Origin of the sequence: Arcobacter rhizosphaerae, assembly GCF_049472155.1 — a bacterium.
Classification (GTDB): Bacteria; Campylobacterota; Campylobacteria; order Campylobacterales; family Arcobacteraceae; genus Arcobacter_B.
In genome coordinates this window covers 278,747-304,945 of record NZ_JBMOVW010000003.1, presented here as the reverse complement: position 1 = coordinate 304,945, position 26,199 = coordinate 278,747, and the positions used below count along the sequence as shown (strand labels likewise).

Sequence of the window (26,199 nt, the reverse complement as noted above, 5' to 3'; positions counted from 1 at the left end):
TACCTTTTAAATAATTTTTATAAAGTCACTTTTAGCTTAAGTATTAACTAAGTTCTCCACTATGATATAACCATTGATTATCTATTTTTAAAAATTTACTTTTTTCTAAAAATGAAGCATCTTGTAAGTTTTGTTCTAATATTGCTTGAAATGTTACATAAGCTTCATTTTCTTTTTCAATGAACTCATGAATAATTAAGCCTTTAAACTCTGTATTTTTTGAAAATTGCTTTATTGATAAAGTCCAGGTATCTATATCATCTGTATAATCAATATTTTGAGGATGTGTAGTTTTTATAATATATTTACTATCTCCAACTACAAAAGCTGAATATCTTGATTTCATCAGTTCTAGTGCCGTTTTAGCAAAAGAACCATTATGAAAAATTTTACAACATTTTTTATATTTTTGAGAAGAGCCACAAGGGCATAAACTATTTGCAGATATTTTCAAAAGCAACCTTTAATTTATGATTAAAGGATTTTAACATAAGCTAACTTAGTAGGTTTTACCTACTAAGTTATTTTTTACTTACTTGATTTTCTTTTTTATTAACTTTTAAAGTTTTCACTTTTTGTTTTTGTTTCATTTTTGAAACTTTCTTATTTCCTTTTACATTAGAAATAATAGTAGGTCCAAAACCTTTTATACTTTTTAAATCATCAGCACTTTTTATTTTATTTGTTTTTCTATATTGAATAATCTGCTCTGCTTTTTTAGGTCCAATTCCTTTTATAGACATCAACTCTTGCTTAGATGCTGTTTGTAAATTTAAAGCAGCAAATAAAAATGATGTACTTAACATCAATAAAACTAACAATCTCTTCATTTTAATCCTTTTAAATAATTTATTAAATTATACCTATATATTTATAAATAAAGTTTTAAATTATTAAATATTTGTTTATATGTAGATAAATAAGCTTTTTTTTGTATAATAATTCAATAAAATTATGACACAAGGAAGCAAATGCCTACACAATTTCCATTAGAACTAGTATCAAACTTTTTATCAATTGTTTTACTTATTGCACTATTTTATAAATATCTACAATATAAAAAAAATATTGATGTTATAAAAGGTTTAGATAAATTAAAAGATGAAAAGAAAATTAGACTTGAAGATTATCAATATATTAGAAATAATGAAAAAGAATATAAAGATAAACTTGAAAAAGCCGTTGGAAATATCAAAATTGCCCAACCTGTTTTTATTATAATTGCGGGGGTTTTAATACTATCATTTGAATTTCAAGAAGCAATGATTCACTTAAATGTAGTAGTTGTAGCATTTATTTTTATGCAAGTTGATAGAATTCATAAAAGAAATCTTTATTCATTTTTAAGAGAATTAAGAAAAGAAACTAAAAATCAAGTAGAGCAAGAATAAAGCTCTAACTTGAAACGAAATCACTTAATTTTTCATGATCAAGTATCTTAATAAAACCCTTTTCATTTTGGATAATTTCATCTTTTTTTAATTTTGAAATTTTTCTTGAAAAAGTCTCAGGTGTTATATTTAGTAACTGAGCTATTTTAACTTGTTTTAAATTTTTTAATAAATTTTCATTATCCAATAAAAATTTAGCAATTTTTTCTATACTATTTGAACTTATATTATAAGAGATAAAACTTTCTAAAGCTTTTATTTTTTTTGTCAATGATTTAATAAAAAACATTGAAATTTCTGGTTTTAATAAAAATTCTACTTTAAATTTTTCATAATCAATCAATAAAACTTCTGCACTAGTTTCAAAAGCACAATTTGCAGGGAAGCCTATTTCTTCATAATTTGCTATCTCTGCAATTAAAGAAGGTGGCATTAAATTATGTATAACTACCTCATTATCTTTATGATCATGTGTATAAAGTTTTACTATTCCTTTTAAAAGAACATGTAAAAACTTTGGTTTATCCCCTTTATAAAAAAGTATTTCATCTTTATTAAAATATTTTTTCACAGAAATTTCTTTTAGTCTTTCAAGCTCTTCTTCTTTTAAAAAACTAAAAAGATAAAAATCTTCAAACTCTTCTCTTTTCATTTTCTCTCTTTTTATTGATAAAAATCAATGTTTATTTTTCTATAATATGTAACAATTATAATAAATTTATTTAAATAAGACAAATTTTACCTTATTTTACCTAAAGGCTTATTTCCATGACTAATGAGAAGTTTGATATTGAAATTAAAACATTAGAAGAATTTTTTAAGGTTTATTGTAAAAATCATCATATAAAGCAATATCAAAAAAACATATCTTTAGAATATAAAGAAAAAATATTTAATATATCTTTAAACTTATGTGAAGAATGTCATGAGGCAATTAATTATTCCTTTGAAAGACTTCAAAATTGTCCCCATGAAATTAAACCTAGATGTAGAAAATGTCCTAATCCTTGCTATGAAAAATCAAGATGGAAAAATATCGCAAAAGTTATGAGATATAGTGCTATAAAACTTAGCCTAGTAAAAACAAAGCAAAAAGTTAAAAACTTTTTTACCAGTTAATTTGCTTTCTTCCTATTTTCTCTAAAATCTCATTAGTTTTTGAGAAATGTTTACAACCAAAAAAACCTCTATAAGCTGATAGAGGACTTGGATGAACCCCTTTTAATATATGATGTTTTGAAATATCTATAATTTTTTCTTTTTTTATAGCACTACTTCCCCATAGAATAAACACTATATCATTACAGTTTGCACTTATAAATTTGATTAAATTATCTGTAAAGATTTCCCATCCCATTTTATGATGTGATTTTGCTTTTGATTCTTCTACTGTTAAAATTGCATTAATTAATAAAACACCATCTTCTGCCCATGAAGTTAAATCTCCATGCTCACAAATTGAAGCTTTACCTAAATCTTCTTGTATTTCTTTAAGCATATTTCTCATTGATGGAGGGTTTTTAATCTCAACTGGCGTTGAAAAGGCTAAACCTTGTGCTTGCCCTGCTCCATGATAAGGGTCTTGTCCTAAAAGTACAACTTTTGTATTTTCTAAAGGTGTTAAACTAAAAGCATTAAAAATTTTATCTTTTGGAGGGAAAACTGTAGTTGTTTCATAAGCTTTATTTACTTGGCTTATTAAGTTTTGATAGTACTCTTTTTTTTCTTCTTCTTTAAAAAAATCATCCCAAGTCATGTATATTCCTATAAATAATCTAATTAAACTAAGAGTTAAACTCTTAGTTTAAAATATTTCGTATCTTATAATACAGGAGATTTAATTACCATTAATTTTTCGTTACTCATCTCTTCCATAGAGTTTAAAATACCTCCAAGTCCAAGTCCTGAAGCTTTTGCTCCTCCAAATGGCATCCAATCAACTCTAAATGCAGTATGGTCATTTACCATCACAGCAGTTCCATTTAATCTTTTTACAGCTTTAAGTGCTGTATCAATATTTTTTGTAAATACTGCTGCTTGGAAAGAAACCTCTAAAGCATTTGCTCTATCAAAAGCTTCTTCAATATCACTGTATGAGTAAATACAAACAACAGGTCCAAATACTTCTTTTGTAGATACTAAAGCATCATCAGCAGGATTTAAAATAACTGTTGGTTCAAAACAAGAATCAGAAATTCTTGAACCACCTGTTAAGATTTTCCCACCTTTAACAACTGCTTCTTCTACCCAAGATTCTACTCTATCAACTTCTGCATTATTAATAAGTGGACCTACTTCTGTTTTTTCATCTAGTTGATTACCAACTACAAGTTTTGAAGCGTAATCACTTAATTTATTTGCTACCTCATCAACTATATCTTCATGCACATATACTCTTTGAACAGATACACAAACTTGTCCTGCATGATAGAAACCACCCTTTCCAATAGAAGGTATTAAGTCTTCAATATCAGCGTCTTTTTCAACTATTACAGGTGCAACTCCACCATGCTCAAGTGCAACTCTAGTACCTTTTGCTACTTTTGAATTTAAATACCAACCAACATCACCAGAACCAATAAATGTTAAGAAATTTACTTTTGGAGAAGTAGCTAATAATTCACCTGCATTTCTATCACAAACAACTGCTTGAGCCCAACCTTTAGGAAGGCCTGCTTCTTCTAAAATTTCAACTAATCTAATAGCTGACATAGGTGTCTGTGTTGCTGGTTTAATAATAACAGGACAACCAACAGCAAGTGCTGGAACTACTTGATGAACAGCTAAGTTAAAAGGATGGTTAAAAGCAGAAATTGCAGCAACCACTCCAATTGGTTCTTTAAAAGTATATGCCATTCTATTTACACTACTTGCTGTATGTCCCATAGCTATTTCTTTACCTTCATGAGCACCTAAATGCTCAATAGCAAGTTTTACACCATTTATAGCTCTATTTACTTCTACTTGTGAATCTATCCAAGGTTTACCACCCTCACTAGCACAAAGTTTAGTAAGTTCATCAACTTGTGAACTCATAATCTCCATTGCTTTTTCTAAAATTTCAATTCTTTTATATTTTGGTAAAGCATTTTTATGATCTAAAAAAGTTGCTTGTGCTAAATCTATAGCCTCTTGAACTTCTTGTGTTGTGCTAAATGGAACTTCTCCAACTTTGCTTCCATCATACGGTGATGTTACTTCAATTTTACTCATTCTTTCTCCTTCTATTATTATATTAAACACTCTTTTTTTGCTAATAATTCATTTAAAATTGTATGATTTAGTGAATAATCAACTGCTAAATCTATTAAATGTACACCTTTCCCATTTACACACTCATCTAGTGTTTTTTCGAACTCTTCACAAGAAGTAGGTCTATGTCCAGTAGCTCCATAAGATTTTGCATATTGAACAAAATCAGGATTATCTAAATCTAAACCAAAAGTATCAAAGCCCATTCCTGTTTGTTTCCACTTAATCATTCCATAAGCATTATCATTTAAAATAATTACTGTTAAATCAAGTTTTAGTCTAACAGCTGTTTCTAATTCTTGAGAGTTCATCATAAACCCACCATCTCCACAAACTGTTACTACTTTTTTGTCTGGATTTACCATTTTTGCAGCCATTGCTGATGGAAGTCCTGCTCCCATAGTAGCTAAAGCATTATCTAATAAAAGCGTATTAGATTGAGCACATCTATAGTTTCTAGCAAACCAAATTTTATATACTCCATTATCTAAAGTTACTATATCTTCATGATCTAATGCTTGTCTAACAACTCTTACAACTCTTTGAGGAAGAATTGGGAATCTATTATCACCAAAATATTTATTTAGATGTGTTTTTATCTCTTTTACCATTCTTTTATAATAATCAAAATCCCAATGGTCCTGAACAGAAATAGCAGTTGTTAAAGAGTTTATACTACTAGCTATATCTCCTAATACATCAAGTTGAGGGAAATAAGTATCATCTACATCAGAAGCAAAGAAATTCACATGAATTACCTTCGTTCCATCTTCACTGTTATCCATAAAAAATGGTGGTTTTTCAATTACGTCATGTCCTACATTTATGATTAAATCTGCTCTATCAATTGCACAATGAATAAAATCATCTTGTGATAGTGCTGCTGTACTTAGACATAATTTGTGATTTTCATCAATTACACCTTTACCCATTTGTGTTGAAAAGAAAGGAATTCCAGTTTCATTTACAAAATTTGTAAGTGCATTTCCAATTCTATTTCTATTTGCTCCTGCACCAATTAGAAGAAGTGGTCTTTTTGCTTTTTCTATCATTCTTACTGCATCTAAAATCACATCTTTATTTGCATGAGGATATTTTAAATCTCTTACAGGATAAATATTATAATCAACCTCTTCTTCTGCTATATCTTCTGGTAATTCAATAAGTGCAGCTCCTGGTCTTTCTGTTGTTGCTACTTTAAATGCTTCTCTTACCATAGATGGAATATTGTTTCCATTTACTACTTGTTTTGAATATTTAGTCATAGGTTTCATCATATTTACAATATCTATAATCTGAAATCTACCTTGTTTTGATTTTTTAATAGGTTTTTGCCCTGTAATCATAAGCATTGGCATTCCACCTAGTTGTGCATAAGCGGCACTTGTTGCAAAGTTTGTTGCTCCTGGGCCTAAAGTTGATAAACATACTCCAACTTTTCCAGTAAGTCTTCCATAAGTTGCAGCCATAAATCCTGCTGCTTGTTCATGTCTTGTTAGTATAAGTTTAATTTTGGATTGTCTTAACGACTCTAATAAATCTAAATTCTCTTCACCTGGTATTCCAAAAATATACTCAACACCTTCATTCTCTAAAGCTTTTACAAATAAATCTGATGCTTTCATCATTTATCACCTTGTTTTAATTATATAATTGATAATCATATTCAATATCTATTAAACCTTTTCTTAATAAACCCCTTTTATAAGAAAAAGTACCTAAAGTGTTTCAACCTTCATCTATTTGCTCTCCCATAAGTAATATTATAACACCTTTTTTTTAATTTATACAAAGTTAAATATTTTTTATATAGTATTGATTGTATAAATATAAAAAGGACTATTTTGAAAAATAAAGCCATAATTTTTGACCTTGATGGAACATTAATAGACTCATTAGAAGATATTGCTATCTGCATGAATCAAGTCCTCATCGAATTAAACCTACCACATCATAGATTAAATGATTATAAAAACTTTGTAGGTGGAGGAATTGATTTTTTAGTAAATAATGCTTTACATGAAGATACAAGTGAAGAAATAAAAGAACAAGTTACAAATAGATTTAAAGTTGTTTATGACCAAAAGCTCCATGCTAAAACAAAACCTTATGAGGGAATTTATGAATTACTAAAAGAGCTTGAGAAAAGAGATTATAAAATAGGGATTTTATCAAATAAACCTCATGAATTTACTATTGCTTATACAAAATCACTATTTTCTCAATTTGACATAAAAGAAATACATGGTCAAAAAGCACATATTGAAAAAAAACCAAATCCTACAGCAGCAATTGCTATTGCTAATAGCTTTAATATACCTTGCGAAGATATTTATTTTGTAGGAGATACACAAGTTGATATGCAAACAGCAAAAAATGCTAATATGAAAGCTATTGGTGTTCTTTGGGGATTTAGAACAAAAGAAGATTTAGAACAAAGCGGTGCAAACTATCTAGTAAAACACCCTTTGGATATTTTGGATATTATAAACTAAAGTAGTATTTCTACTTTAGTTTAAATGCTATAATAAATAAAAAGAGATAACAATGAATACAAAATACAAACCTGTAGCTTGTCATTTTTATGATGAACTTGAAAGTGCAGCTGTTAAAAGAACTCTAAATAAAATCATTTTTATAAATGATAAAAATCAAGAAGAAACAATTGAGGATTTAATTGTTGATTTTAAAACTATTAAAAAAGAAGAATTTGCTATCTTAAAAAGTGGTTTACAAATAAGACTTGATAAAATTATTAATTTTAATGAACTTAATCCCAAAGATTACTAACATTTTATTTTTTTAAAAGGTTGTATATGCAACTATTGCATATACATTTTAAAGGAATATAATGAAATATGAACTTCATCAATCAATTGGTTTTAAAATAAACCAAACAGCTAATAAATTAAATAGTAAATATTCACAAATATTACAAAAATACGATATAGCTCCTGAACAAAGAGCAACTTTAGAAATTATAAAATATGAAAAAGATGTAAATCAAACTATGCTTTCTAAAATGCTTGGAAAAGATAAAACTACAATAAGTCGAGCTCTTAGAACTTTAGAAAAAAAGGAATTAATTATAAAACATCCAGTAGATAGAAGAACAAATCAAATTAAATTAAGTATAAAAGGTGAGCAAGTACTAGAAGAGAGTCAAAAAAATGTAAAAGCTTTTAGACAAAGTATTATAAAAAATCTTTCAAATGAAGAGTTCAAACTTCTAAACTCTTTACTTGAAAAAGTAGCTTCTAATGTAGAGTGTAACTAATGAGAAAATCTATTAATCATATATATCTTATTATTTTATTAGCTACTTTATCTTCTGTAGCACCTATGGGAGTTGATACTTACCTTCCTTCAATTCCTGAAATATCAAAATATTTTAATGTAAGTATTGAAAAAATCGAATTATCTTTATCTATTTTTCTAATAGGGTTTTCTATTGGACAAATTTTTGGTGGGCCTATTTCAGATAGATATGGAAGAAGAATAGGTTCAATTACAGGACTACTTGGTTTTAGTTTTTTTAGCTTTCTTATAATCTTTTCATCAAATATATACGAATTATGGACATATAGATTTCTTGAAGCCTTTTTTGGAGGAATTGTAGTAGTAAATGCAGCAGCAAGTGTAAGAGATAGATTTCATGGAAAAGAAGCTGCAAAAGTATTTTCTCTTATGGGAATGGTAAGAAGCGTAGCACCTATGATTGCACCATTTATTGGAGCTTTTATAATTCACTTTTTTACTTGGAAAGCAGTATTTGTATTCTTAACTATTTATCCTTTAGTAATAGCATTTTTAGTTTATAAAGATTTAAATGAAAGTTTCACATATATAAAACAAAATATATATACATCATTTAAAAGTGTGTTAACACATAAAGAAGCAGTAAAATATATGCTTGTTTTAGGCTTATCTTTTGGTGGTTTTTTCATACTTATTTCAAAAAGTTCTTTTATCTATATAGAGCATTATAATATCTCTACAGATTATTTTCCCTTCTTTTTTGGAATAAACTTTGTAGTATTAATGGGTTTAATTAGAGTAAATGTACGTTTACTTAAAAGCTTTACTCCTAAGCAAATAGTAAAACTTGCACTAGCCATTCAAATATTATCAGGTTCACTTTTTATTTTAAACTATGAAACTATTCCCTTAGCATTTACTGTAATTTTAATAGCATCTTATATGGGAGTTATGGCTTTTGTTTTTGGTAACTGTTTAGCTTTAGCAATTGAATTTTTCCCAAAAAATGCAGGAGTTGCCTCTAGTGTTATAGGAGTTTTACAGTTTGGATTGGGAGCTTTAGTATCATCTATATCATTGAGTTTTACAGATCATACTTTTTTACCTATTGCTATAAGTATAACAATTTCATCAATTTTAGCTATTTTACTTTTAAGAAAATAAGTATAAAGTCACTAGACTTTATACTTCTAAATCAAAAAAAAGTTCCTCTGTTTTTTGATATTTAGCCACTGAACATGAGATTTTTACTGCATTATCATAATCTTTAAATTCATCTAAAAATAGTTTTTTTAGTTTTTCTACATCGGCTGTTCTAAAAATAAAATATCCTAAAATATTTGTACTTCTTGAACCTTGTTTTTCTATACCATAACTATCAAATTTCCAATGAACACCTTTTGAAAAGAAAAACACCTCTTTAATTCTTTTTTTTAAGTCTGATCTTACTGAATCATTGAACTCTTTTAAATGTACATAAAAAGCTACATTTGTATTAAATTCATCTTGAACTAACTTTTTTTGACTATCTGTAATTGGTTCTTGTATCATTTCACCACTCATAAAATACCTTTTAATTTACTATAATAATTTTGTAATTATATACAATAAAAATAAGAATAAGGATAAAAAGATTACTTAATTAAAAAATTAATACAATTTAACTATTTTATTTTATTATTATTTTAAAATCTTGTTATATAATAGTATTATCTTTTATTAAAAGGATATGTATTATGAATAATGAAATAGACCTTGATCAACTAACATGGAAAAGTGAATACAATGTTGGAAATTTACAAATAGATAAAGAACATCAATACTTATTTGATTTAGCTAGAAAAGCTTTTAATATCAATAAAATTAAAGATGAAAAACATAAACATAAAGAACTAAAAATAATAGTTTCAGAACTTTTTGAATACGTGGGTCATCATTTCTCAAATGAACAAAAATATATGGAAAGAATTAAATACCCTCACCTTCAAGAGCATAAAGAACTACATAAAAAAATGATTAATATGTTAAAACAAATCATAAAAGATTTTAATGAACTTGAAACATCTCAAATAGAAAAAGAACTCTTTAAATTTATTGATAACTATTTTATTAAGCATATCATTTTAGAAGATAAAAAGATTCAACTTTGGCAAACACCTATGGAAGAATTAAGAAAGAATTTTGGATGGAAACATATTTATAGTGTTAATAATTCAAAAATTGATCAAGAACACAAACAACTTTTTGATATAGCAAAAGAAGCTTTTAAAACAGTTGATGATAAAGATAGAACAAATAAAATAAAAACTATTTTAGTAGACCTTTATGATTATATGAAAACACATTTTAATGATGAAGAAGAATACATGAAAAAAATTGATTATCCCGAACTAGAAAATCATAAACTTATTCATAAACAAATTATAAAAGAGTTAAATAAATTTGTAAAAAAATTACCAAAAGTAAAAGCAGAAACTTTTGAAAAAGAGTTGGCTATAATTATAGAACTAGTTTTAGTTCAACATATAATTCAAGAAGATAGAAGAATTATTAAATGGCAACAAAATAAAACTATTTAATATGAAAAACCTCTTCTTTAACTTTTTGAGCTAACTTTTCATAGTTGATATTTTTCATATTTTGTTTTCTATGTAACCAGATATTTATATATTTATCTCCATCATACATACTTGCTTGTTTTAAAGGATCAAAAACTCTATATCTTTTATCATTTCCAACGTAGGCTTGGTATGCGAAGTTACCATAGTTAGAAGCTGGGTTATAATCTACTAAATAGCTTTCAAAAAAAGCTGCACAAACACGCCAATCTAAGCCTAGATTTTTAACAAAATAACTAGCAACTAACTGTCTATTTCTATTTGACAACCAACCAGAACTTTTTAACTCCATAATACTTGCATCTATAATATCAATTCCTGTATTCGCAGTAAAAAACTCATCTAAACTTTTTCTATCAGTTCTAAAAGTAAAGTCTATGCCCTTTATCCCAGACTTTAAAAAAAGCCTATTTTGAGAATATAACATTACTAAATGAAAAAAATCTCTCCATAAAAGCTCAAAATAAATCCAATAAGAAGATTGACTTTGATAACCTCTTCTTTCTTCTTCTTTTAACCTATGATAAATCATTCTTGCTGATATATTACCTACTGATAAATAAGGTGAAAACTTAGTAGAGTTATCAAAACCACTCATAGCATTTCTAGTTTCTTTATAGCTATGGATATTATTCATATAATCTTCTAATCTCTGTTTAGCTCTATGTTCACCTGCTTTAAAAAATATGGCATTTTTAGGGTATGCAATCATAGGTTTACTAAACTGCACCGATTCAAACTCTACTGTTTTAACTCTATTTGGTAATCCTAAGGGTTTTGGAATTTCTAATTTTTCAGCTTTGTTTCTAAAATGACTAAAACTTTTTGTAAAATCAAATTTAAATGGTTCAATCATAGTCTGATTAAAATAGCTTTTATGTTTATATCTTGTAAAAACTTTTTGTAAGTTTTGTTCTTCAAAACCTACTTCTTCATCAAAATAAATGCTTATATCAAATTTTTGGGATAGTTTAGCTAGTGTACTTGAAAAATCATTTGTAAAGCACAAATTTATACCATACTGATGTAAAGAATCTTTTAAAGTTAACAATGAATCCTTTACAAAGGCTTCTCTATATTTCTCACACTTTTTAAATCCATAGAGATTACCTTCTAAAATTTCAAAACTATAAAGTCCTAAAACTCTATCATTGCTTTTTGTGGCATAAAATAAACTTGGGTTGTCTTCTATTCGAAGATTATTTCTAAATATAACTATGGCTAACTTCATAGAAATATTTTAATATAAATCCCTTTTAATTGATAGGGCAAAAATGTCTTTCAAAAGTATTTATTTATGCGATTGAAACTTTTTCTTTATCTATATAACTTCTACAATCAATACAATATTTTGCATGGGGTTTAACTCTAAGTCTTTTCATTGTTATTTCACTATCACACATTTCACAAAGGCCTGTATAAGTACCTTTTTCTATTTTAAATAAAGCATGATTTATTAAAGTAAGCTCTTTCATTTGCTGATTTTTAATATGAATGTCATTTGAATAATCTCTACTTGCTGCAGCAAAATCTGCATCATCATTTAAATCCATACTACTTAAAGACTCATGGTCATTAGAAATAGAATTTAAAGTAGCTTCTATTTTTGCTTTATTTTCTAAAAGAAGAGTTTTAACTTCTTCTATATGTTTTTTGCTTAAAGCTCTTTTTGGCATTGTTTTCCCTATAATTTCTTTATATTTTACTATATTGCAACTTAGTTGCATATAAAGAAAGATCTTATGAATATACTTATAAATTTTATAAAAAAAGCAATAAATGACAAAAACTATATAAATTTTTCCTATGAAAATAAAGTATATAAAAAAATTCAAGCCTTTAAAATTGTAGAAGATAAAACTCTTCATTCAAATAAAGGAACTTTTGAATTATCGAAAGTTAAAAAACTTACTATTTTAAAAGAAAAATTTTGATTTTTGAATATCACTATTTTTTGTGATGGGATTATACTATTTTTATTTGTTATATTGTTATATATTTGTATGTTTTTTATACATTTAATTAAAAAGGTGAAAAATGAACACAAATGAATTAATGAATAAAGCTTTAGAACTAGCTAAATTAGATGAAATACCTTATGATACAAATATCATAGTAGAGGGAAAAAATATAAAGAAAATTCTTATTGGTATTGATATGGAAACACCCGAACTACTTTTAGCAAAAGAACTAGGATATGATTGTGTTGTATCACATCATCCAAAAGCAGATGCTTCACTTGTAGACTTCGCAAAAGTAATGGATGTACAAATTGATAGAATGGTAAAAGCTGGTGTTCCAATAAATAAAGCTCAAAAAGTATTAAAGAAAAGGCAAGCAAGTGTAGATTTAGGAAGTCATGCACTAAACTATGACAGAGTAAGTTCAGCTGCTAGACTTATGAATATGCCCTATTTAAATATACATATTCCTGCTGATTTTATTACAGAAGAAATAGTTCAGACAAGACTAAATAAAGCCTTTGAAGATAAGCCAAAAACTAAACTAAAGGATATTATTGAAGAACTTAATTCATGGGAATATTATCAAAATAAAGTAGCACAACCAGTTATTAGAGTTGGTTCAAATGACGATTATGCAGGAAGAATCGAAGTACTTATGGCTGGTGGTACAAATGGTGGGGTAGAAGTTTATAAATCATATTTTGAAGCAGGAGTTGGAACTATAATAGCTATGCATATTCCAGAAGATGTTAAAAAAGCTGTAATAGAGCAGAATATAGGAAATATAATCATAGCACCTCACATGCCAAGTGATAGTATAGGACTTCTTGAAATTGTAAAAGCTTGGAGAAAAGATGGAGTTGAAGTAACTTGTATGAGTGGGATTGTAGAATAATCCCACTCAAATAAAAAATTAAAAGATTTTTCTTATTAACTCTTTATATGCACTGTCTATTTTACTGTTTGCATCTTCTATAGATTCAGTATCACTTAACTGTGTTGATAAAACTAAATTTAAACTATCTTCAATTGAATCATCATCTGCAAATACTTCTACTTCATTTATTTTTGAAAACTCATTTAATACTAAATTATTAAAATCTTCAATTGAAATAACTTCATCTTTATCAATAATTTCAATAGCCTTTGATACAAATGCTTTATTTCCTTCTTTGAACATATTTAATGAATAAGTATCCTCATTGCAATAAACTTCAATATTATCACATATATCTGAACTTTTTAAATTATAAAAATCACTTATATTTTCTTTTTGAATACTTACTACTTCTACTATACTTTGATCTGTAAAATCTTTTGTGCTGATAACCGTATTATTAAGATATACTTTCTTATCAATAATTCTAAGACTCATTCGTCGCTCCTATGTTTGTATAGTGTATTTTACCATGATTAAGGCAATATATGTGTCGCAAAACTGCTATAATTTATAATTTGTAAATAAAGGCTTATTTTAAAATATTATAATAAATCTCATTATTAGGTAGTAAACTTATCTATTATTTATAAGATAAAAAATAGAAAAAGTATAAAAAATTTTACTTTTTAATTTTAGATTTATAGTTGATTTATAGTGAATTTTTATGATTTGATAAATATAAGTTATGTTTATAGCTTGAATTGCTATTTTATTTTTGGATTTTTGTAAGAGATATTGCTTTTCTTTAAGAAAATATCTTTTTGTATTAATATATCTATTTTTTAGTATAATGTAATTATTGATTAAAATGAAAGGATAAAGTATGAATACTCAAGTTTTAGAAAAACTCAAACAACTAAAACCAAAGCTTCAAAATGAAGGCTTTGAGTTAATCGGTGTTTTTGGCTCATTTGCTAGAAATGAAGAAAAACTTGATAGCGATATAGATATACTTTACCAAATAAAAGATACAAATGAATATCTAAAGAAGTACTCTGGATGGGATAGTATTCTTCATATAGTAGAAACAAAAGAACTTTTAAAAAAAGTATTAAATAGAGATGTAGATTTTGTAGATAAATCTAGTTTAAATCACATTGCTAATAGATATATATTAAAGGATTTAGTATATGTCTAAAGTAAAAACTATGAAATATCTTTGTTTTGATACTTCTTTCTTTTCTTTTTAATAAAGAAAAGAAGCAAAAGAAAAGCGTGAGCGAAGTTCCAAAATAGCTAAAAAATAAAATGAAATCTTAAAATTTGAAAACTCGCTCCGCTCAAACAGTTCAAATTTCTTAACAGATTTAATTTGATTTTTCTTAACGCGATTTTGAAAATGCTCACTTTTTTAAAACTATAATTCTTGACTTAAATTAATAATAATTGACTGTTGAATAATTATTAGAAAAGAAATACCACTACTTATATAAACTTCTAAACTACCAGGGTAAAGTTCCATACATTTAATATATCCATAAACAATATAAGAATATGGTGCTATTAATGTAATAAAAGCAAAAAATACTGATAATATCTTAACATACAAAGAAGATCTATTTTTCTCATATCTTCTCATCAAATCTAATGCAAGTATCTCATTAGACGGATACGCGACTCTATATAATTCTGAATTATACTCTTTTCTCCTATAATAAAAAAGTAGCCACGATATAGTTTCTTTTTGATAAACTCTTAAATATCCATATAAAGCCCTTATTACAAGTAGTATAGAAGGAATAATTAAAAACCATGTCAATGCAAATTCTTTATTAGCTATTTTTAATCCAAAAATAATAATATCTGAGGATTCTCCAATCAATAATAAATGAAAAGAAAATAGAGATAGAAATATTAATATTGTTGCACGTGTAAACTTTTTTTCTGTCTCTGACAAAGAAGATTTTACATAGTCAATGTTTTTATCAACTCTATCTAATTCATTTTCATCAAACAAATTTTTATACTTATTCTCTAATTCATTCACACAAAACCTTTATTATAGTTACTTTTTTGTTCACAAACTTTTTCCAACCATATAACCTGAAGCCCACGCAAAATGTAGATTAAATCCACCCCTATTTCCTACTATATCTAGTACCTCTCCTGCGAAGTATAGGTTTTTACATTTTTTGCTTTCATAAGTTTTTGGGTCTACCTCATCGGTTCTAACCCCTCCTCCGCTTGCTTCTGCGTGTTTGAAGCCTTGGGTGTCTGTGATTTTAAATCGCCAATTTATTAGGTTGTTTACTATTGCTCTTATTTGTTTTGCGTTTATATCTTTTGCTAGAGTTTCTGTTGGGATTTTACAGTTTTCTAGGATTATTGGAGCTAGTTTATTTGAGATTAGTCCTGTTAGTAAAAGTGAAGCATTTTGATTTGGTAGAGATTTTAGTAAGCCCTCAATTGAGGCTAAAAGTTCATTTCTATTTATAGTTGGGAAAAGATTTATTGCTATTTGCACATCTTGGTATAAACTTAGAGGATATACTGCATATTGAGATATATCCAATATAGCAAAACCTGATACTCCGTATTTTGTGAAAAGCACATCTCCAACTATAGAAGCCTCTTTATTTCCATCTATATACAGTGTAACTTCTGATTCTTTTTTTACTCCTTGAAGTCTGCTTTTTTGTTCATAGTCTGTATGAAGTCCTACAAGTGATGGATATGTTAGGTTTGAAGAGTGCCCAAACTTTGAAGCAAAATCTATTCCTTTTTCAGTTGCATTTAGTTGTGGAGCTGCTGCTAGTCCACAGCTGATAACTACTTTATCATACTCTTTATAGCTTTTCTCTTCTGTTTTTAGTTCAAACTTATCATTTTGTTTTTCTATATCTTCTACTTTTACACCTAAAATTAGGTTTATACCTAAAGACTCACAAGTACTTTCAAGTAAGTTTACTACTGATTTTGCTTCATTTGAGAGGGGATAGACTTTACAAGTCTCTTTTATATCAAGTAAAAGTCCTATACTTTTACAGAACTTTTCAAAGTCATTAAAAGTAAACTGTTTTAGTGCATCTTTTACAAAAGAAGGATTTTCTCCAATATAGTTGTTATATGTGATATTTGAGTTTGAGATATTACATCTTCCATTTCCCGATGCTAATATCTTTTTTCCAATTCCTTTGTTTATATCAAATACATCTATATTTAAATCTTTATTTAATCTCTTAGCAGTTATTGCTGCCATGATACCAGCAGCCCCTGCTCCAATAATCGCTATCTTCAAAATCTATCCTCTTTTTATTTCTTGATGGAATTATACTTTATATATGATGACAGCAAGGTTTAGTAAAATACTGCTAGCCAAATAGTTGGTTTTTTTGTATCTGTATATTTAACTCTATGTTTCACATGAGCCTTTATGTCTATATAATCATCTTTACATAACTTCACTTCTTTTACTTTATCATCTTCTTTAAATTCCAAGATTGCCTCACCATCTAAAAGTAAAACAAACTCATTTTCATTTTGGTCATACCAAAAATCTTTTGGGCTTGTTTGCCCTGTAGACACTATTCTTTCAATTCTTACATTCTTATTCTTTACTAAATCACTAAAGTTTTCTTCTTTTGAATTTATATCTATATCATCTAAAATAGAACTTTTTTCCATATATAACCTTTCTTATTTAGTATAAATTATATCATTTTTTTATCTTTTTTAAGTGTTTTTATTCCAAAGTAATCTAATCAACTTTACTTTTTTACACTAATTTTTAAAATTTTTTTATATTTTGTCTATTTTTTTACTCAAGATTGTATTTAACTTGATAAAATAGTATTGCAAGTACCATTTTATGGTACTTTAGTAATCTATTAAAGATTGATGTTTTTTAGCCATAATAAGCTCAAAAACCCTAAATAATAGTAATTTAGTAAAGAATATTAAGTTAATTATGATTAAATCACTTGACATTGATTTTAAAATATATTACAATTTCAACATACAAAAAGAAGAAAGAAGAAAAATATAAAGGATACAAAATGCATAAAGAAACAATTGCAGTACATGGAGGCTACAACAATAAAGAGGGTTGGGGTACTATGTCTGTGCCAATTGCTCAAACAACTGCGTACGCATTTAGAGATGCAGAGCATGCTGCAAACTTATTTGCATTAAAAGAGTTAGGTTCAATCTATACTAGATTGACAAATCCAACTACTGATGTATTAGAGCAAAGACTTGCTCAACTTGAAGGTGGAGCTGGAGCTATTTGTGTATCTAGTGGTCAAGCTGCTATTTTTTACGCTATTTCAAACGTAGCAGAAGCAGGTGACAATATCCTTATCTCTGACAAATTATATGGTGGAGCTGTTACACTTTTAACTCACACTATTAAAAGATTTGGAATTACAGCAAAAGTATTTAAAAGTGCCGATGCTTCAAATTTAGAAGAGCAAATTGATGATAAGACAAAAGCGATTTTCTTTGAGTCTTTATCAAACCCACAAATTGCAATTGCAGATGTGGAAAAAATCGTAGAGATTGGTAAAAGAAATGGAGTTTTAACTATTTGTGATAACACAGTAGCAAGTCCAGCTTTATTTAATCCAATCAAATGGGGAGTTGACGTAGTAGTTCACTCTACATCTAAGTTTATCAATGGTCAAGGTACTGCTGTTGGTGGTGCTATTATTGAAAGAGATGGTTTAGCAAATTTCTTTAAAGAGAACTCTAAAAGATACTATCACTTTGTGCAACCAGATGCAAGTTACCATGGTTTAGTTTACACTGATGTGCCATTACCAAACTTTTGTTTAAGAATTAGGTTAGCATTACTAAGAGATATTGGAGCTTGTCAATCTCCAAATACATCTTGGTTACTATTACAAACTATTGAAACTTTAGAACTTAGAATGGAAAAACACTCTAAAAACTCTTTAGAGATTGCTAAATTCTTAGAGTCTCATCCAAAAGTTAAATCAGTTAACTACCCTGGATTAGAGTCAAGTCCATACTATGATAAAGCACAAAAGTATTTTGAAGGTGGGAAAGCTTCTGGTCTTATCTCTTTTGAAGCTCAAAGTTATGAAGATGCGAAAAAAGTGATTGATAGTACTAAACTATTTAGTGTTGTTGTAAATATTGGTGATTCAAAATCACTTATTGTACAACCTGCATCAACTACTCACTCTCAGTTAAGCCCTGAAGAGTTAGCAAAAGCTGGTGTAAACCCTACTACGGTTAGATTATCAGTTGGTTTAGAAAATCCTGCTGATTTAATTGAAGATTTAAATCAAGCATTAAATTAAGAGAGAAATAAAATGCCGTTAATATCCACAAAAGGTGTATATGGTCTTACAGCCATGTACGAACTAAGTAAGCATGATAAAGAAACTCCTATGCAAATCAAGGAGATTTCTTCAAATGCAAACATTCCTCAAAACTACTTGGAACAACTTCTAAGTAAGTTAAGAAGAGCCGAACTTGTAAAGAGTATTAGAGGTGCTAAGGGTGGATATATCCTAGCTCATGATGCTAAAGATATTAAAGTTGTTGATATCTTAATAGCATTAGAGGATGATTTAAAGATTGTTGATGCAAAAGCTTCAAATCCAATTTTGAATATCTTTTTTGATGATTCGAAGCAAAGCATGAAAAAAATATTTGATGTGACTCTAGCAGGTTTAGATGAATATCAAGATAAATACAATGAATTTTTACATTATAGTATATAAAGGAAATAAATTATGAATTACGCTGAAAACTTAACACAATTAATTGGAAACACTCCACTAGTAAAACTACAAGGTTCAAGTAACAAAAGTGGTGCAACAGTATTAGGAAAATGTGAATTTATGAACCCTTCTCATTCTGTTAAAGATAGAATTGGTACAAACATGATTAACACAGCATTAGAGCAAGGTTTAATCAATAAAGATACAACTGTAATTGAACCAACTTCTGGTAATACTGGTATTGCTTTAGCTTCTGTTTGTGCAGCTTTAGGAATTAAATTAGTTCTTACTATGCCTTCATCAATGAGTATTGAAAGAAGAAGATTATTAAAAGCTTTAGGTGCTGATTTAGTATTAACAGAGCCTGAAAAAGGTATGAAAGGTGCTATTGATAAAGCAAATGAATTAGCACAACAAACAGAAAACTCTTTTATTCCTCAGCAGTTCAATAACGGTGCAAACCCTGATATTCATAGAAAAACAACTGCACAAGAGATTTTAAAAGATACAGATGGGAAAGTTGATATTTTAGTTGCTGCTATTGGTACTGGTGGAACTATTACAGGTGTTGGTGAAGTTTTAAAACAACATAATCCAGATATTAAAGTAATTGCAGTTGAGCCAGAAGCATCACCTGTATTAAGTGGTGGAAAACCAGGTCCTCATAAGATTCAAGGTATTGGAGCTGGATTTGTTCCAGATGTATTAAATACAGATGTATTTGATGAAGTTATTACAGTAGCAAATGAAACTGCTATTGAAACATCAAGAAACCTTGCACAAACAGAAGGTCTATTAATTGGTATTTCAGCAGGAGCAAATGCTTATGCAGCGGATGTAATCGCAAATAGACCTGAGAATAAAGGAAAAACAATTGTTACAATTCTTTGTGATACAGGTGAAAGATATTTAAGTTCAGGACTATATAACTATGATGAAGAGTAGAAACTCTTCATCATTATATAGCCCTTTAATAAAGAAGGGAAATTAAAATGCACGAAAAACCTTATAGATCTGTCGTAAAGACTATATCTTGGAGAACTCTAGGAACTCTTGACACAATAATCATCTCTTATTTTATTACTGGAAACTTAGCAATGGCAGCTTCAATTGGTTCTATTGAACTTGTTACTAAGATGGTTTTATATTATTTCCATGAAAGAGCTTGGAATAAGATAAATCTTGGAAGAGTTAAACCAGCAGAAAATGATTATCAAATTTAGGTAAGGTATTTATGAGTAAAGAAATAGTAGATAAATTAAATAAAGATTTAGAAAACAAATCAACACAAGAAGTATTAGCTTTCTTTTTAGAAAACTATAAAGGTAAAGTTGCTCTAAGTTCTAGTTTAGCAGCAGAAGATCAAGCTGTTACAGATATCATGCTAAAACAAGATAAAGAAGCTAGAATTTTTACACTTGATACAGGAAGACTGCACCCTGAAACTTATGATGTTATGGATGCAACAAATCTAAAATACAACATTAAAATAGATGTATTTTTTCCAGATAGCCAAAAAGTTCAAGAGTTATATCAAGAACAAGGTGTAAATGGACACTATGAAAGTATTGAGAAGAGAAAGAACTGTTGTGGTATTAGAAAAATAGAGCCTTTAAAAAGAGCACTAAAAGATTTAGATGTTTGGATTACAGGACTTAGAGCAGCTCAAAGTGTAACAAGAACAAATATGCCAGTAATTGAATGGGATGAAGCTTTTAAAGTTATCAAAGTAAATCCTATTATCAACTGGAGTGAAGAAGATGTATGGAACTACATCAAAGAAAACAAAGTTCCATATAACAAGTTACATGACCAAGGCTTCCCAAGTATTGGATGTGCACCCTGTACCAGAGCCGTACGGGACGGTGAAGATATAAGAGCCGGTAGATGGTGGTGGGAGAACCCAGAACATAAAGAGTGTGGTTTACACAAAAAATAAATTTTTACAGATTAATTCAAACTTTTAATTTGAGCTAGTCGAAATTAATGGAGAATAAAAAATGGAAATAAGCCAAGAGAGATTAACACATTTAAAACAACTAGAAGCTGAGTCTATGCATATAATGAGAGAAGTAGTTGCAGAGTTTTCAAACCCTGGAATGCTTTACTCAGTAGGTAAAGACTCTTCTGTAATGCTACATCTTTTACAAAAAGCATTCTACCCTGCTCCACCTCCATTACCTTTAATGCACGTGGACACAAAATGGAAATTCAAAGAAATGATTGAATTTAGAGATAGAAGAGCTAAAGAAGTAGGAATGGAATTAATTGTTTATTCAAATCCTAAAGGAATTGAAATGGATATCTCTCCATTTGAACACGGTTCTGCTTTACATACAGATATCATGAAAACTGAGGGATTAAAAAATGCTTTAAATATCCAAAAGTTTGATGCTGTATTTGGAGGTGCAAGAAGAGATGAAGAAAAATCAAGAGCTAAAGAGAGAATTTACTCATTTAGAGATAAAAACCATAGATGGGATCCAAAAAATCAAAGACCTGAGTTATGGAATATTTACAATGGTAAACACACACAAGGTGAATCAATTAGAGTATTCCCACTTTCTAACTGGACAGAACTTGATATTTGGCAATATATCTATTTAGAAGAAATTCCAATTCCTGATTTATACTTCTCAAAAGAAAGAGAAGTTGTAGAGTACATGGGTACAAAAATCATGGTTGATGATGATAGAGTTCCTGCTGATTTAAGAGCAACTGCTAAAAAAGAGAAGGTTAGATTTAGAACACTTGGATGTTATCCTCTAACAGGAGCAGTTGAAAGTGAAGCAACAACTCTTCCAGAGATTATTCAAGAAATGCTTGTTTGTACAACAAGTGAGAGACAAGGAAGACTAATAGATAGTGATGGTGACGCATCAATGGAGAAAAAGAAACAAGAAGGGTATTTTTAAGATGGCACATCAATCAGATTTAATTTCAGAAAATATTGAACAATATTTAAAAGAGCATGAAAACAAAGAGATTTTAAGATTTATAACTTGTGGGTCAGTTGATGACGGTAAGTCAACTTTAATTGGAAGATTACTTTATGATTCAAAAATGATTTTTGAAGACCAATTAGCAGCTATTGAAAAAGATAGTAAAAAAGTTGGAACAACTGGTGAAAAGATTGACTTAGCACTTTTAGTTGATGGATTAGCAAGTGAGAGAGAGCAAGGTATTACAATTGATGTTGCTTATAGATTTTTCTCAACTGATAAAAGAAAATTTATTATTGCAGATACTCCAGGTCACGAGCAATACACAAGAAACATGGCAACAGGTGCTTCAACAGCAGATGTTGCGATTATCTTAATTGATGCTAGACAAGGAATTTTAACACAAACTAAAAGACACTCTTATATTGCATCACAGTTAGGAATTAAAAACCTAATCGTGGCTATTAATAAGATGGACTTAGTTGATTTTTCACAAGAAGTATTTGAAAATATCAAAAGCGATTACAATGAAATTATTCCAAATCTTCCACATAATGAAGATTTAAATATTGAATTCATTCCAATTTCTGCTTTAGATGGAGATAATATCCTAACTAACTCAGAGAAATCTCCTTGGTATACAAATAAGCCATTAATGCAGCTATTAGATACTATTGAAATTCATAAAAAAGAGTCTAAGTCATTTAGATTACCAGTTCAATATGTAATTAGACCTCACTTAAACTTTAGAGGGTTTTCTGGGACTATTGCTAGTGGTAGTATTAGTGTTGGTGATGAGATTACAGTACTACCTTCAAGAAAAACTTCTAAGGTTAAATCTATAGTATCAAATGATATTAAAGATTTAAGACCAATTGGAAAAGATGAAGTTGTAGAGACTATTGATACAGCCTTTGCACCAATGGCGACAACAATTACACTTGAAGATGAGATTGATATAAGTAGAGGGGATATGATTGTAAAATCAGATGATATTCCAAAAGTGTCAAATCATCTATCAGCTATGGTAGTATGGATGGATGAGCAACCATTAACTCTAAATCAAAACTATGTAATTAAAAGAGCAACATCTGTACTAAATGGAGCGTTTAATAGTATTGAATTTAAGAAAAATATTAATACTTTTGAAGAAATTAAAGCAGATAAATTAGAGTTAAATGATATTGCAAAATGTACTATCTCACTTGATAGGGAAATTGCTGTAGATCCATATCATGAAAATAGATATACTGGAAGTTTTATCATTATTGATAAATACACTAATTCTACAGTTGGTGCAGGTATGATTGTATCATCAATTGAAGGTTTTGCCCATTTAGAAGAAGAGAAAAAAGTTTACAGTCAAGCTGAAATTGAATTAAACGAATTCATTAGAAAAAACTACCCTGAATGGAATTGTAAGGCTATCTAATGTCAAGGAATTTAGCTATGGATATAGAACAAATAAAAAAAAATAAAGATGGATTAGATGTCTTAAGTGATATCTACATCTATGCTGTTTTAGGTGAGAAAGCCAGTGAAGAGGATTTAATTAGATTTAAATGGTACGGTATTCATAAACAAGAAGATACCAAAGAATATTTTAGACTAAAAATTCCTTTGCCATTAGGTGAGTTAAACCTAGAACAATTAGAAACTTTGTTAACTATATCAAAAAAATATGCAAAAAATAGTTTATTATTTGATACTTACCAAAAAGTTGAGTTAAAATGGCTAAAAATGCATAATCTACCAGAAGTTTTTAATCTTTTACAAGGTGTTGGATTAAAAACTATTTTTGAAGCAGGACATAATGTAAAAAATATCATTACTTGTCCTGTAAACGGAATAGATAAAACACAAATAGCTGATGTAAGTGATATTGCAAAAAAATTAAATGAAACATTTATTGGGAATAAAAACTTTTCTAATTTACCAAATGAATTAACAATTGCTGTAAGTGGTTATGCACAAGGTTGTGCTTTGACTTATACACCTGATATAAGTTTCAATGCAACTAAAAATGAAAAAGGTAAGGTTGTTTATTCATTAAGAGTAATTGGTGAGCATTTAGGCTTTATAACTTCATCACAGATAGTTCCAACAGCAAGAGCAATTGCCAAAATATATAAAGATTTTGGAATAAGAGATGATATTGAAGATAGTACTTTCCAATATCTAGTTGGTTCTTGGGGCTTTAGTAAATTCTTTGATATTTTAGATTCATCAGTAACATTTAGAATAAAAGATTTTGATATTGATGAAGAATTTGTAGAAGGCAAAGCACCAAGACTTGGAATAAATGAGAGTAAAGTTGAAGGACAAAGTTATATTGGATGTAAACTAAAAACGCTAGATATAGGTTCAAAAAAAATAGAAACGCTTATAAGTTTACTTAAAAAATATGGTGCCTCTAAAATAAAATTAACACACAAAGCAAATGTTATCGTTTTAGACGCACCAACAAATGAAGCAAATAATTTTGTAAAAGACTTAAAAACAATTGAGTTTAATGCTTTAGTGTAAGACCTCTACAAAGAGGTTTACACAATGTACAAGCAAACTCTTATGATAAATAACTTAAAATTATAAAACTAATAATCCTAACTAATTTAACGAGCAAACAATGACAAGAGATATATTTAAACCTTTTTTTAATGAAAATACTAAAAAATTAGACTTTTTAAAATACAATACAATAGGAAAAAGTAAAAGTGAGTATTTTGACTATACAGCCTCAGGACTTGCCTTTAGACCTATTGAAAATAGAATAAGAGATGTATTAGAAACTTATGCAAATACCCATTCTATGGAATCAACTAATGCAAAAGCAACAACATATTATTATGAACAAGCACGAGCAAATCTAGCAAAAAACCTTGAAGTAAATGAAGATTTTGCCATACTTCCAAGTGGCTGTGGTACAACTGCTGCTATTAAACACCTACAAGAATTACTTGGACTTTATATTCCTCCTGCAACTAAAAAGAGATATAAAATAAAAGTAGATAAAAAAAAGTTACCTTTAGTTATAGTTGGACCTTATGAACATCACTCAAATGAAGTATCATTTAGAGAAGCACTTTGTGAAATCAAAAGGGTTAAACTTGATGATGAAGGTTTAATCGACATGAAACATCTAAAGAAGATTTTGAAGAAAAATGAAGGAAGAGAAATTATAGGTTCTTTCTGTATTGCTTCAAATGTAACTGGTATCATCACACCTTACAAAAAAATCTCAAAACTTCTTAGAAAATATAAAGCTTTAGTATGTTTTGATGCAGCTGCTAGCTCACCTTATATGAATGTACCAAGTAAATATTATGATGCTATGTTTATGTCGCCTCATAAACTTCTTGGAGGCCCTGGTTCTTGTGGACTTTTAATAGTAAAAAAATCTTTAATAGATACAAAACTATCTCCTACTTTTGCAGCAGGTGGAACAGTTGAATATGTAAATAAAGAAAGTCAAGTTTACCAAAAAGATATAGAAATAAGAGAAGATGCAGGAACACCTGGAATTTTACAATTTATTAGAGCTTCTTTAGCTTATCAATTAAGAAATGAAGTTGGTTTTGATTTTATAAATGAACAAAAAACAAAATTAAAAACACTTTTTATTGAAGAGCTTAAAAAACTACCAAACTGTGAAATTTATGGGCATCAAGGTGAGGATAATATTGGTATTGTTTCTTTTAATATAAACAATATAGATCCTTATGAACTATGTGCTAAATTATCAGCAACAGATGGCTTCCAAACTAGAGCTGGATGTTCATGTGCAGGACCTTATGGACATGATTTATTGGGAATAAACGATCCAGATATATCAAATAAACCAGGCTGGCTTAGAATCTCTATTCATTATACACAAACTCCTGATGAAATCAGAAATTTAGTAAACTGTATTAGCAAACAAAGTAAATAAAAGTACACCTTTTAATTGGTGTATTTTTACTTAAACAATAAATTTTCTCATTTAATATAATTTTTATTTTTTGTTAAATATCTATTAATTTTTGCTGTATATAATTCCCCATGAGTTTTATAATATTTATGACAATTTTCATATTAGTGTTTGCTCTTCAAACTTTTATAATAAAGAAACGTCTTATTAATAAACTAGACTTTAGTGATAAGACAA

Annotated in this window: 32 protein-coding genes; 19 read left to right on the top strand and 13 right to left on the bottom strand. The window is 28.2% G+C overall.

Going from position 1 to position 26,199, the window contains the following annotated elements:
- Positions 1-43 precede the first annotated feature (43 nt).
- Positions 44-454 carry a YchJ family protein gene (locus tag ACH5BH_RS07435; RefSeq protein WP_404305241.1) on the bottom strand — a complete coding sequence of 137 codons (411 nt, stop codon included), beginning with the start codon at positions 452-454 and terminating at the stop codon, positions 44-46.
- Positions 455-521: 67 nt separating this feature from the next.
- Positions 522-830, bottom strand: a complete 309-nt coding sequence (locus ACH5BH_RS07430; protein ID WP_404305239.1) for a ComEA family DNA-binding protein — start codon at positions 828-830, stop codon at positions 522-524.
- Positions 831-971: 141 nt separating this feature from the next.
- On the opposite strand from ACH5BH_RS07430, the gene ACH5BH_RS07425 reads away from it, so the two are divergent.
- A complete protein-coding gene (locus ACH5BH_RS07425; protein WP_423297934.1) occupies positions 972-1,391 on the top strand; it encodes a hypothetical protein in 420 nt (139 codons plus the stop codon).
- A 4-nt stretch (positions 1,392-1,395) separates the two neighbouring features.
- Here ACH5BH_RS07425 and ACH5BH_RS07420 read toward each other — a convergent pair whose 3' ends face one another.
- Positions 1,396-2,043, bottom strand: coding sequence for a Crp/Fnr family transcriptional regulator (locus ACH5BH_RS07420; RefSeq protein WP_423297933.1), 648 nt, complete (start codon positions 2,041-2,043; stop codon positions 1,396-1,398).
- Between the two features lie 116 nt (positions 2,044-2,159).
- On the opposite strand from ACH5BH_RS07420, the gene ACH5BH_RS07415 reads away from it, so the two are divergent.
- Complete coding sequence (locus tag ACH5BH_RS07415; RefSeq protein WP_404305234.1) at positions 2,160-2,510, top strand: nitrous oxide-stimulated promoter family protein; 351 nt, start codon at positions 2,160-2,162, stop codon at positions 2,508-2,510.
- Here the strand turns inward: ACH5BH_RS07415 and ung are convergent.
- From ung to ACH5BH_RS07400, 3 genes are all read right to left on the bottom strand, one after another.
- Positions 2,500-3,147 (bottom strand): uracil-DNA glycosylase, encoded by a 648-nt coding sequence (ung, locus tag ACH5BH_RS07410; RefSeq protein WP_423297932.1) that lies wholly within the window; start codon positions 3,145-3,147, stop codon positions 2,500-2,502. The two genes, ACH5BH_RS07415 and ung, sit on opposite strands and share 11 nt — an antisense overlap.
- A 65-nt stretch (positions 3,148-3,212) precedes the next feature.
- Positions 3,213-4,604, bottom strand: a complete 1,392-nt coding sequence (locus ACH5BH_RS07405) for an aldehyde dehydrogenase family protein (RefSeq protein WP_423297931.1) — start codon at positions 4,602-4,604, stop codon at positions 3,213-3,215.
- Between the two features lie 17 nt (positions 4,605-4,621).
- The gene (locus tag ACH5BH_RS07400; protein WP_423297930.1) at positions 4,622-6,271 is read right to left on the bottom strand and encodes an acetolactate synthase large subunit; all 1,650 of its coding nucleotides are present in this window, start codon (positions 6,269-6,271) and stop codon (positions 4,622-4,624) included.
- Between the two features lie 216 nt (positions 6,272-6,487).
- Between ACH5BH_RS07400 and ACH5BH_RS07395 the strand changes: the two genes are divergently transcribed.
- The 4 genes from ACH5BH_RS07395 (at position 6,488) to ACH5BH_RS07380 (ending at position 9,065) form a co-directional block, all read left to right on the top strand.
- Positions 6,488-7,138 carry an HAD family hydrolase gene (locus ACH5BH_RS07395; protein ID WP_423297929.1) on the top strand — a complete coding sequence of 217 codons (651 nt, stop codon included), beginning with the start codon at positions 6,488-6,490 and terminating at the stop codon, positions 7,136-7,138.
- A 52-nt stretch (positions 7,139-7,190) separates the two neighbouring features.
- Positions 7,191-7,433 (top strand): hypothetical protein, encoded by a 243-nt coding sequence (locus tag ACH5BH_RS07390; protein WP_404305226.1) that lies wholly within the window; start codon positions 7,191-7,193, stop codon positions 7,431-7,433.
- Between the two features lie 61 nt (positions 7,434-7,494).
- A complete protein-coding gene (locus ACH5BH_RS07385; RefSeq protein WP_404305224.1) occupies positions 7,495-7,920 on the top strand; it encodes a MarR family winged helix-turn-helix transcriptional regulator in 426 nt (141 codons plus the stop codon).
- Complete coding sequence (locus ACH5BH_RS07380; protein WP_423297928.1) at positions 7,920-9,065, top strand: multidrug effflux MFS transporter; 1,146 nt, start codon at positions 7,920-7,922, stop codon at positions 9,063-9,065. Before ACH5BH_RS07385 ends, ACH5BH_RS07380 begins: the two co-directional genes overlap by 1 nt.
- Before the next feature lie 18 nt (positions 9,066-9,083).
- Here the strand turns inward: ACH5BH_RS07380 and ACH5BH_RS07375 are convergent, their stop codons facing one another.
- On the bottom strand, positions 9,084-9,464 hold the full coding sequence (locus ACH5BH_RS07375) for a hypothetical protein (protein ID WP_404305220.1): 381 nt from the start codon (positions 9,462-9,464) through the stop codon (positions 9,084-9,086).
- Positions 9,465-9,637: 173 nt separating this feature from the next.
- Here ACH5BH_RS07375 and ACH5BH_RS07370 point away from each other — a divergent pair, with 173 nt between their 5' ends.
- A complete protein-coding gene (locus ACH5BH_RS07370; RefSeq protein ID WP_423297927.1) occupies positions 9,638-10,480 on the top strand; it encodes a bacteriohemerythrin in 843 nt (280 codons plus the stop codon).
- On the opposite strand, the gene ACH5BH_RS07365 is transcribed toward ACH5BH_RS07370, so the two are convergent.
- Both ACH5BH_RS07365 and dksA read right to left on the bottom strand, forming a co-directional pair.
- On the bottom strand, positions 10,473-11,750 hold the full coding sequence (locus ACH5BH_RS07365) for a DASH family cryptochrome (protein WP_423297926.1): 1,278 nt from the start codon (positions 11,748-11,750) through the stop codon (positions 10,473-10,475). The two genes, ACH5BH_RS07370 and ACH5BH_RS07365, sit on opposite strands and share 8 nt — an antisense overlap.
- 64 nt (positions 11,751-11,814) lie before the next feature.
- Complete coding sequence (gene dksA / locus ACH5BH_RS07360; RefSeq protein WP_423297925.1) at positions 11,815-12,195, bottom strand: RNA polymerase-binding protein DksA; 381 nt, start codon at positions 12,193-12,195, stop codon at positions 11,815-11,817.
- Positions 12,196-12,261: 66 nt separating this feature from the next.
- Here dksA and ACH5BH_RS07355 point away from each other — a divergent pair, with 66 nt between their 5' ends.
- Together ACH5BH_RS07355 and ACH5BH_RS07350 are read left to right on the top strand one after the other, a co-directional pair.
- The gene (locus ACH5BH_RS07355; protein ID WP_404305212.1) at positions 12,262-12,453 is read left to right on the top strand and encodes a hypothetical protein; all 192 of its coding nucleotides are present in this window, start codon (positions 12,262-12,264) and stop codon (positions 12,451-12,453) included.
- Between the two features lie 103 nt (positions 12,454-12,556).
- Positions 12,557-13,378 carry a hypothetical protein gene (locus ACH5BH_RS07350; protein WP_423297924.1) on the top strand — a complete coding sequence of 274 codons (822 nt, stop codon included), beginning with the start codon at positions 12,557-12,559 and terminating at the stop codon, positions 13,376-13,378.
- 18 nt (positions 13,379-13,396) lie between these two features.
- Here ACH5BH_RS07350 and ACH5BH_RS07345 read toward each other — a convergent pair whose 3' ends face one another.
- Complete coding sequence (locus ACH5BH_RS07345; protein WP_423297923.1) at positions 13,397-13,858, bottom strand: hypothetical protein; 462 nt, start codon at positions 13,856-13,858, stop codon at positions 13,397-13,399.
- Positions 13,859-14,246: 388 nt separating this feature from the next.
- Here ACH5BH_RS07345 and ACH5BH_RS07340 point away from each other — a divergent pair, with 388 nt between their 5' ends.
- Positions 14,247-14,561, top strand: a complete 315-nt coding sequence (locus tag ACH5BH_RS07340) for a nucleotidyltransferase family protein (protein WP_423297922.1) — start codon at positions 14,247-14,249, stop codon at positions 14,559-14,561.
- 219 nt (positions 14,562-14,780) lie between these two features.
- On the opposite strand, the gene ACH5BH_RS07335 is transcribed toward ACH5BH_RS07340, so the two are convergent.
- The 3 genes from ACH5BH_RS07335 to ACH5BH_RS07325 are packed head-to-tail and all read right to left on the bottom strand — an operon-like array spanning position 14,781 to position 17,047.
- Positions 14,781-15,410, bottom strand: a complete 630-nt coding sequence (locus tag ACH5BH_RS07335; RefSeq protein ID WP_423297921.1) for a hypothetical protein — start codon at positions 15,408-15,410, stop codon at positions 14,781-14,783.
- A gap of 30 nt (positions 15,411-15,440) precedes the next feature.
- The gene (locus ACH5BH_RS07330; protein WP_423297920.1) at positions 15,441-16,661 is read right to left on the bottom strand and encodes a BaiN/RdsA family NAD(P)/FAD-dependent oxidoreductase; all 1,221 of its coding nucleotides are present in this window, start codon (positions 16,659-16,661) and stop codon (positions 15,441-15,443) included.
- Positions 16,662-16,720: 59 nt separating this feature from the next.
- Positions 16,721-17,047: a cupin domain-containing protein gene (locus ACH5BH_RS07325; RefSeq protein ID WP_423297919.1), complete on the bottom strand. Its 327-nt coding sequence runs from the start codon at positions 17,045-17,047 to the stop codon at positions 16,721-16,723.
- Between the two features lie 371 nt (positions 17,048-17,418).
- On the opposite strand from ACH5BH_RS07325, the gene ACH5BH_RS07320 reads away from it, so the two are divergent.
- The 9 genes from ACH5BH_RS07320 (at position 17,419) to ACH5BH_RS07280 (ending at position 25,983) form a co-directional block, all read left to right on the top strand.
- Positions 17,419-18,687, top strand: coding sequence for an O-acetylhomoserine aminocarboxypropyltransferase/cysteine synthase family protein (locus ACH5BH_RS07320; protein WP_423297918.1), 1,269 nt, complete (start codon positions 17,419-17,421; stop codon positions 18,685-18,687).
- Positions 18,688-18,699: 12 nt separating this feature from the next.
- Complete coding sequence (locus ACH5BH_RS07315; RefSeq protein WP_404305195.1) at positions 18,700-19,113, top strand: RrF2 family transcriptional regulator; 414 nt, start codon at positions 18,700-18,702, stop codon at positions 19,111-19,113.
- Between the two features lie 12 nt (positions 19,114-19,125).
- A complete protein-coding gene (gene cysK, locus ACH5BH_RS07310) occupies positions 19,126-20,058 on the top strand; it encodes a cysteine synthase A (protein ID WP_404305193.1) in 933 nt (310 codons plus the stop codon).
- A gap of 47 nt (positions 20,059-20,105) precedes the next feature.
- The gene (locus ACH5BH_RS07305) at positions 20,106-20,336 is read left to right on the top strand and encodes a DUF2061 domain-containing protein (RefSeq protein WP_404305191.1); all 231 of its coding nucleotides are present in this window, start codon (positions 20,106-20,108) and stop codon (positions 20,334-20,336) included.
- 11 nt (positions 20,337-20,347) lie between these two features.
- Positions 20,348-21,052 (top strand): phosphoadenylyl-sulfate reductase, encoded by a 705-nt coding sequence (locus ACH5BH_RS07300; RefSeq protein WP_423297917.1) that lies wholly within the window; start codon positions 20,348-20,350, stop codon positions 21,050-21,052.
- A 61-nt stretch (positions 21,053-21,113) separates the two neighbouring features.
- Entirely contained in the window at positions 21,114-22,028 is a 915-nt protein-coding gene (gene cysD / locus ACH5BH_RS07295; RefSeq protein ID WP_404305187.1) for a sulfate adenylyltransferase subunit CysD, read from the top strand.
- Position 22,029: 1 nt separating this feature from the next.
- Entirely contained in the window at positions 22,030-23,487 is a 1,458-nt protein-coding gene (gene cysN, locus ACH5BH_RS07290) for a sulfate adenylyltransferase subunit CysN (RefSeq protein WP_423297916.1), read from the top strand.
- Complete coding sequence (locus tag ACH5BH_RS07285; RefSeq protein ID WP_404305183.1) at positions 23,487-24,581, top strand: ferredoxin-like domain-containing protein; 1,095 nt, start codon at positions 23,487-23,489, stop codon at positions 24,579-24,581. Before cysN ends, ACH5BH_RS07285 begins: the two co-directional genes overlap by 1 nt.
- 100 nt (positions 24,582-24,681) lie before the next feature.
- Positions 24,682-25,983: an aminotransferase class V-fold PLP-dependent enzyme gene (locus ACH5BH_RS07280; protein WP_404305181.1), complete on the top strand. Its 1,302-nt coding sequence runs from the start codon at positions 24,682-24,684 to the stop codon at positions 25,981-25,983.
- The last annotated feature ends 216 nt before the right edge of the window (positions 25,984-26,199 follow it).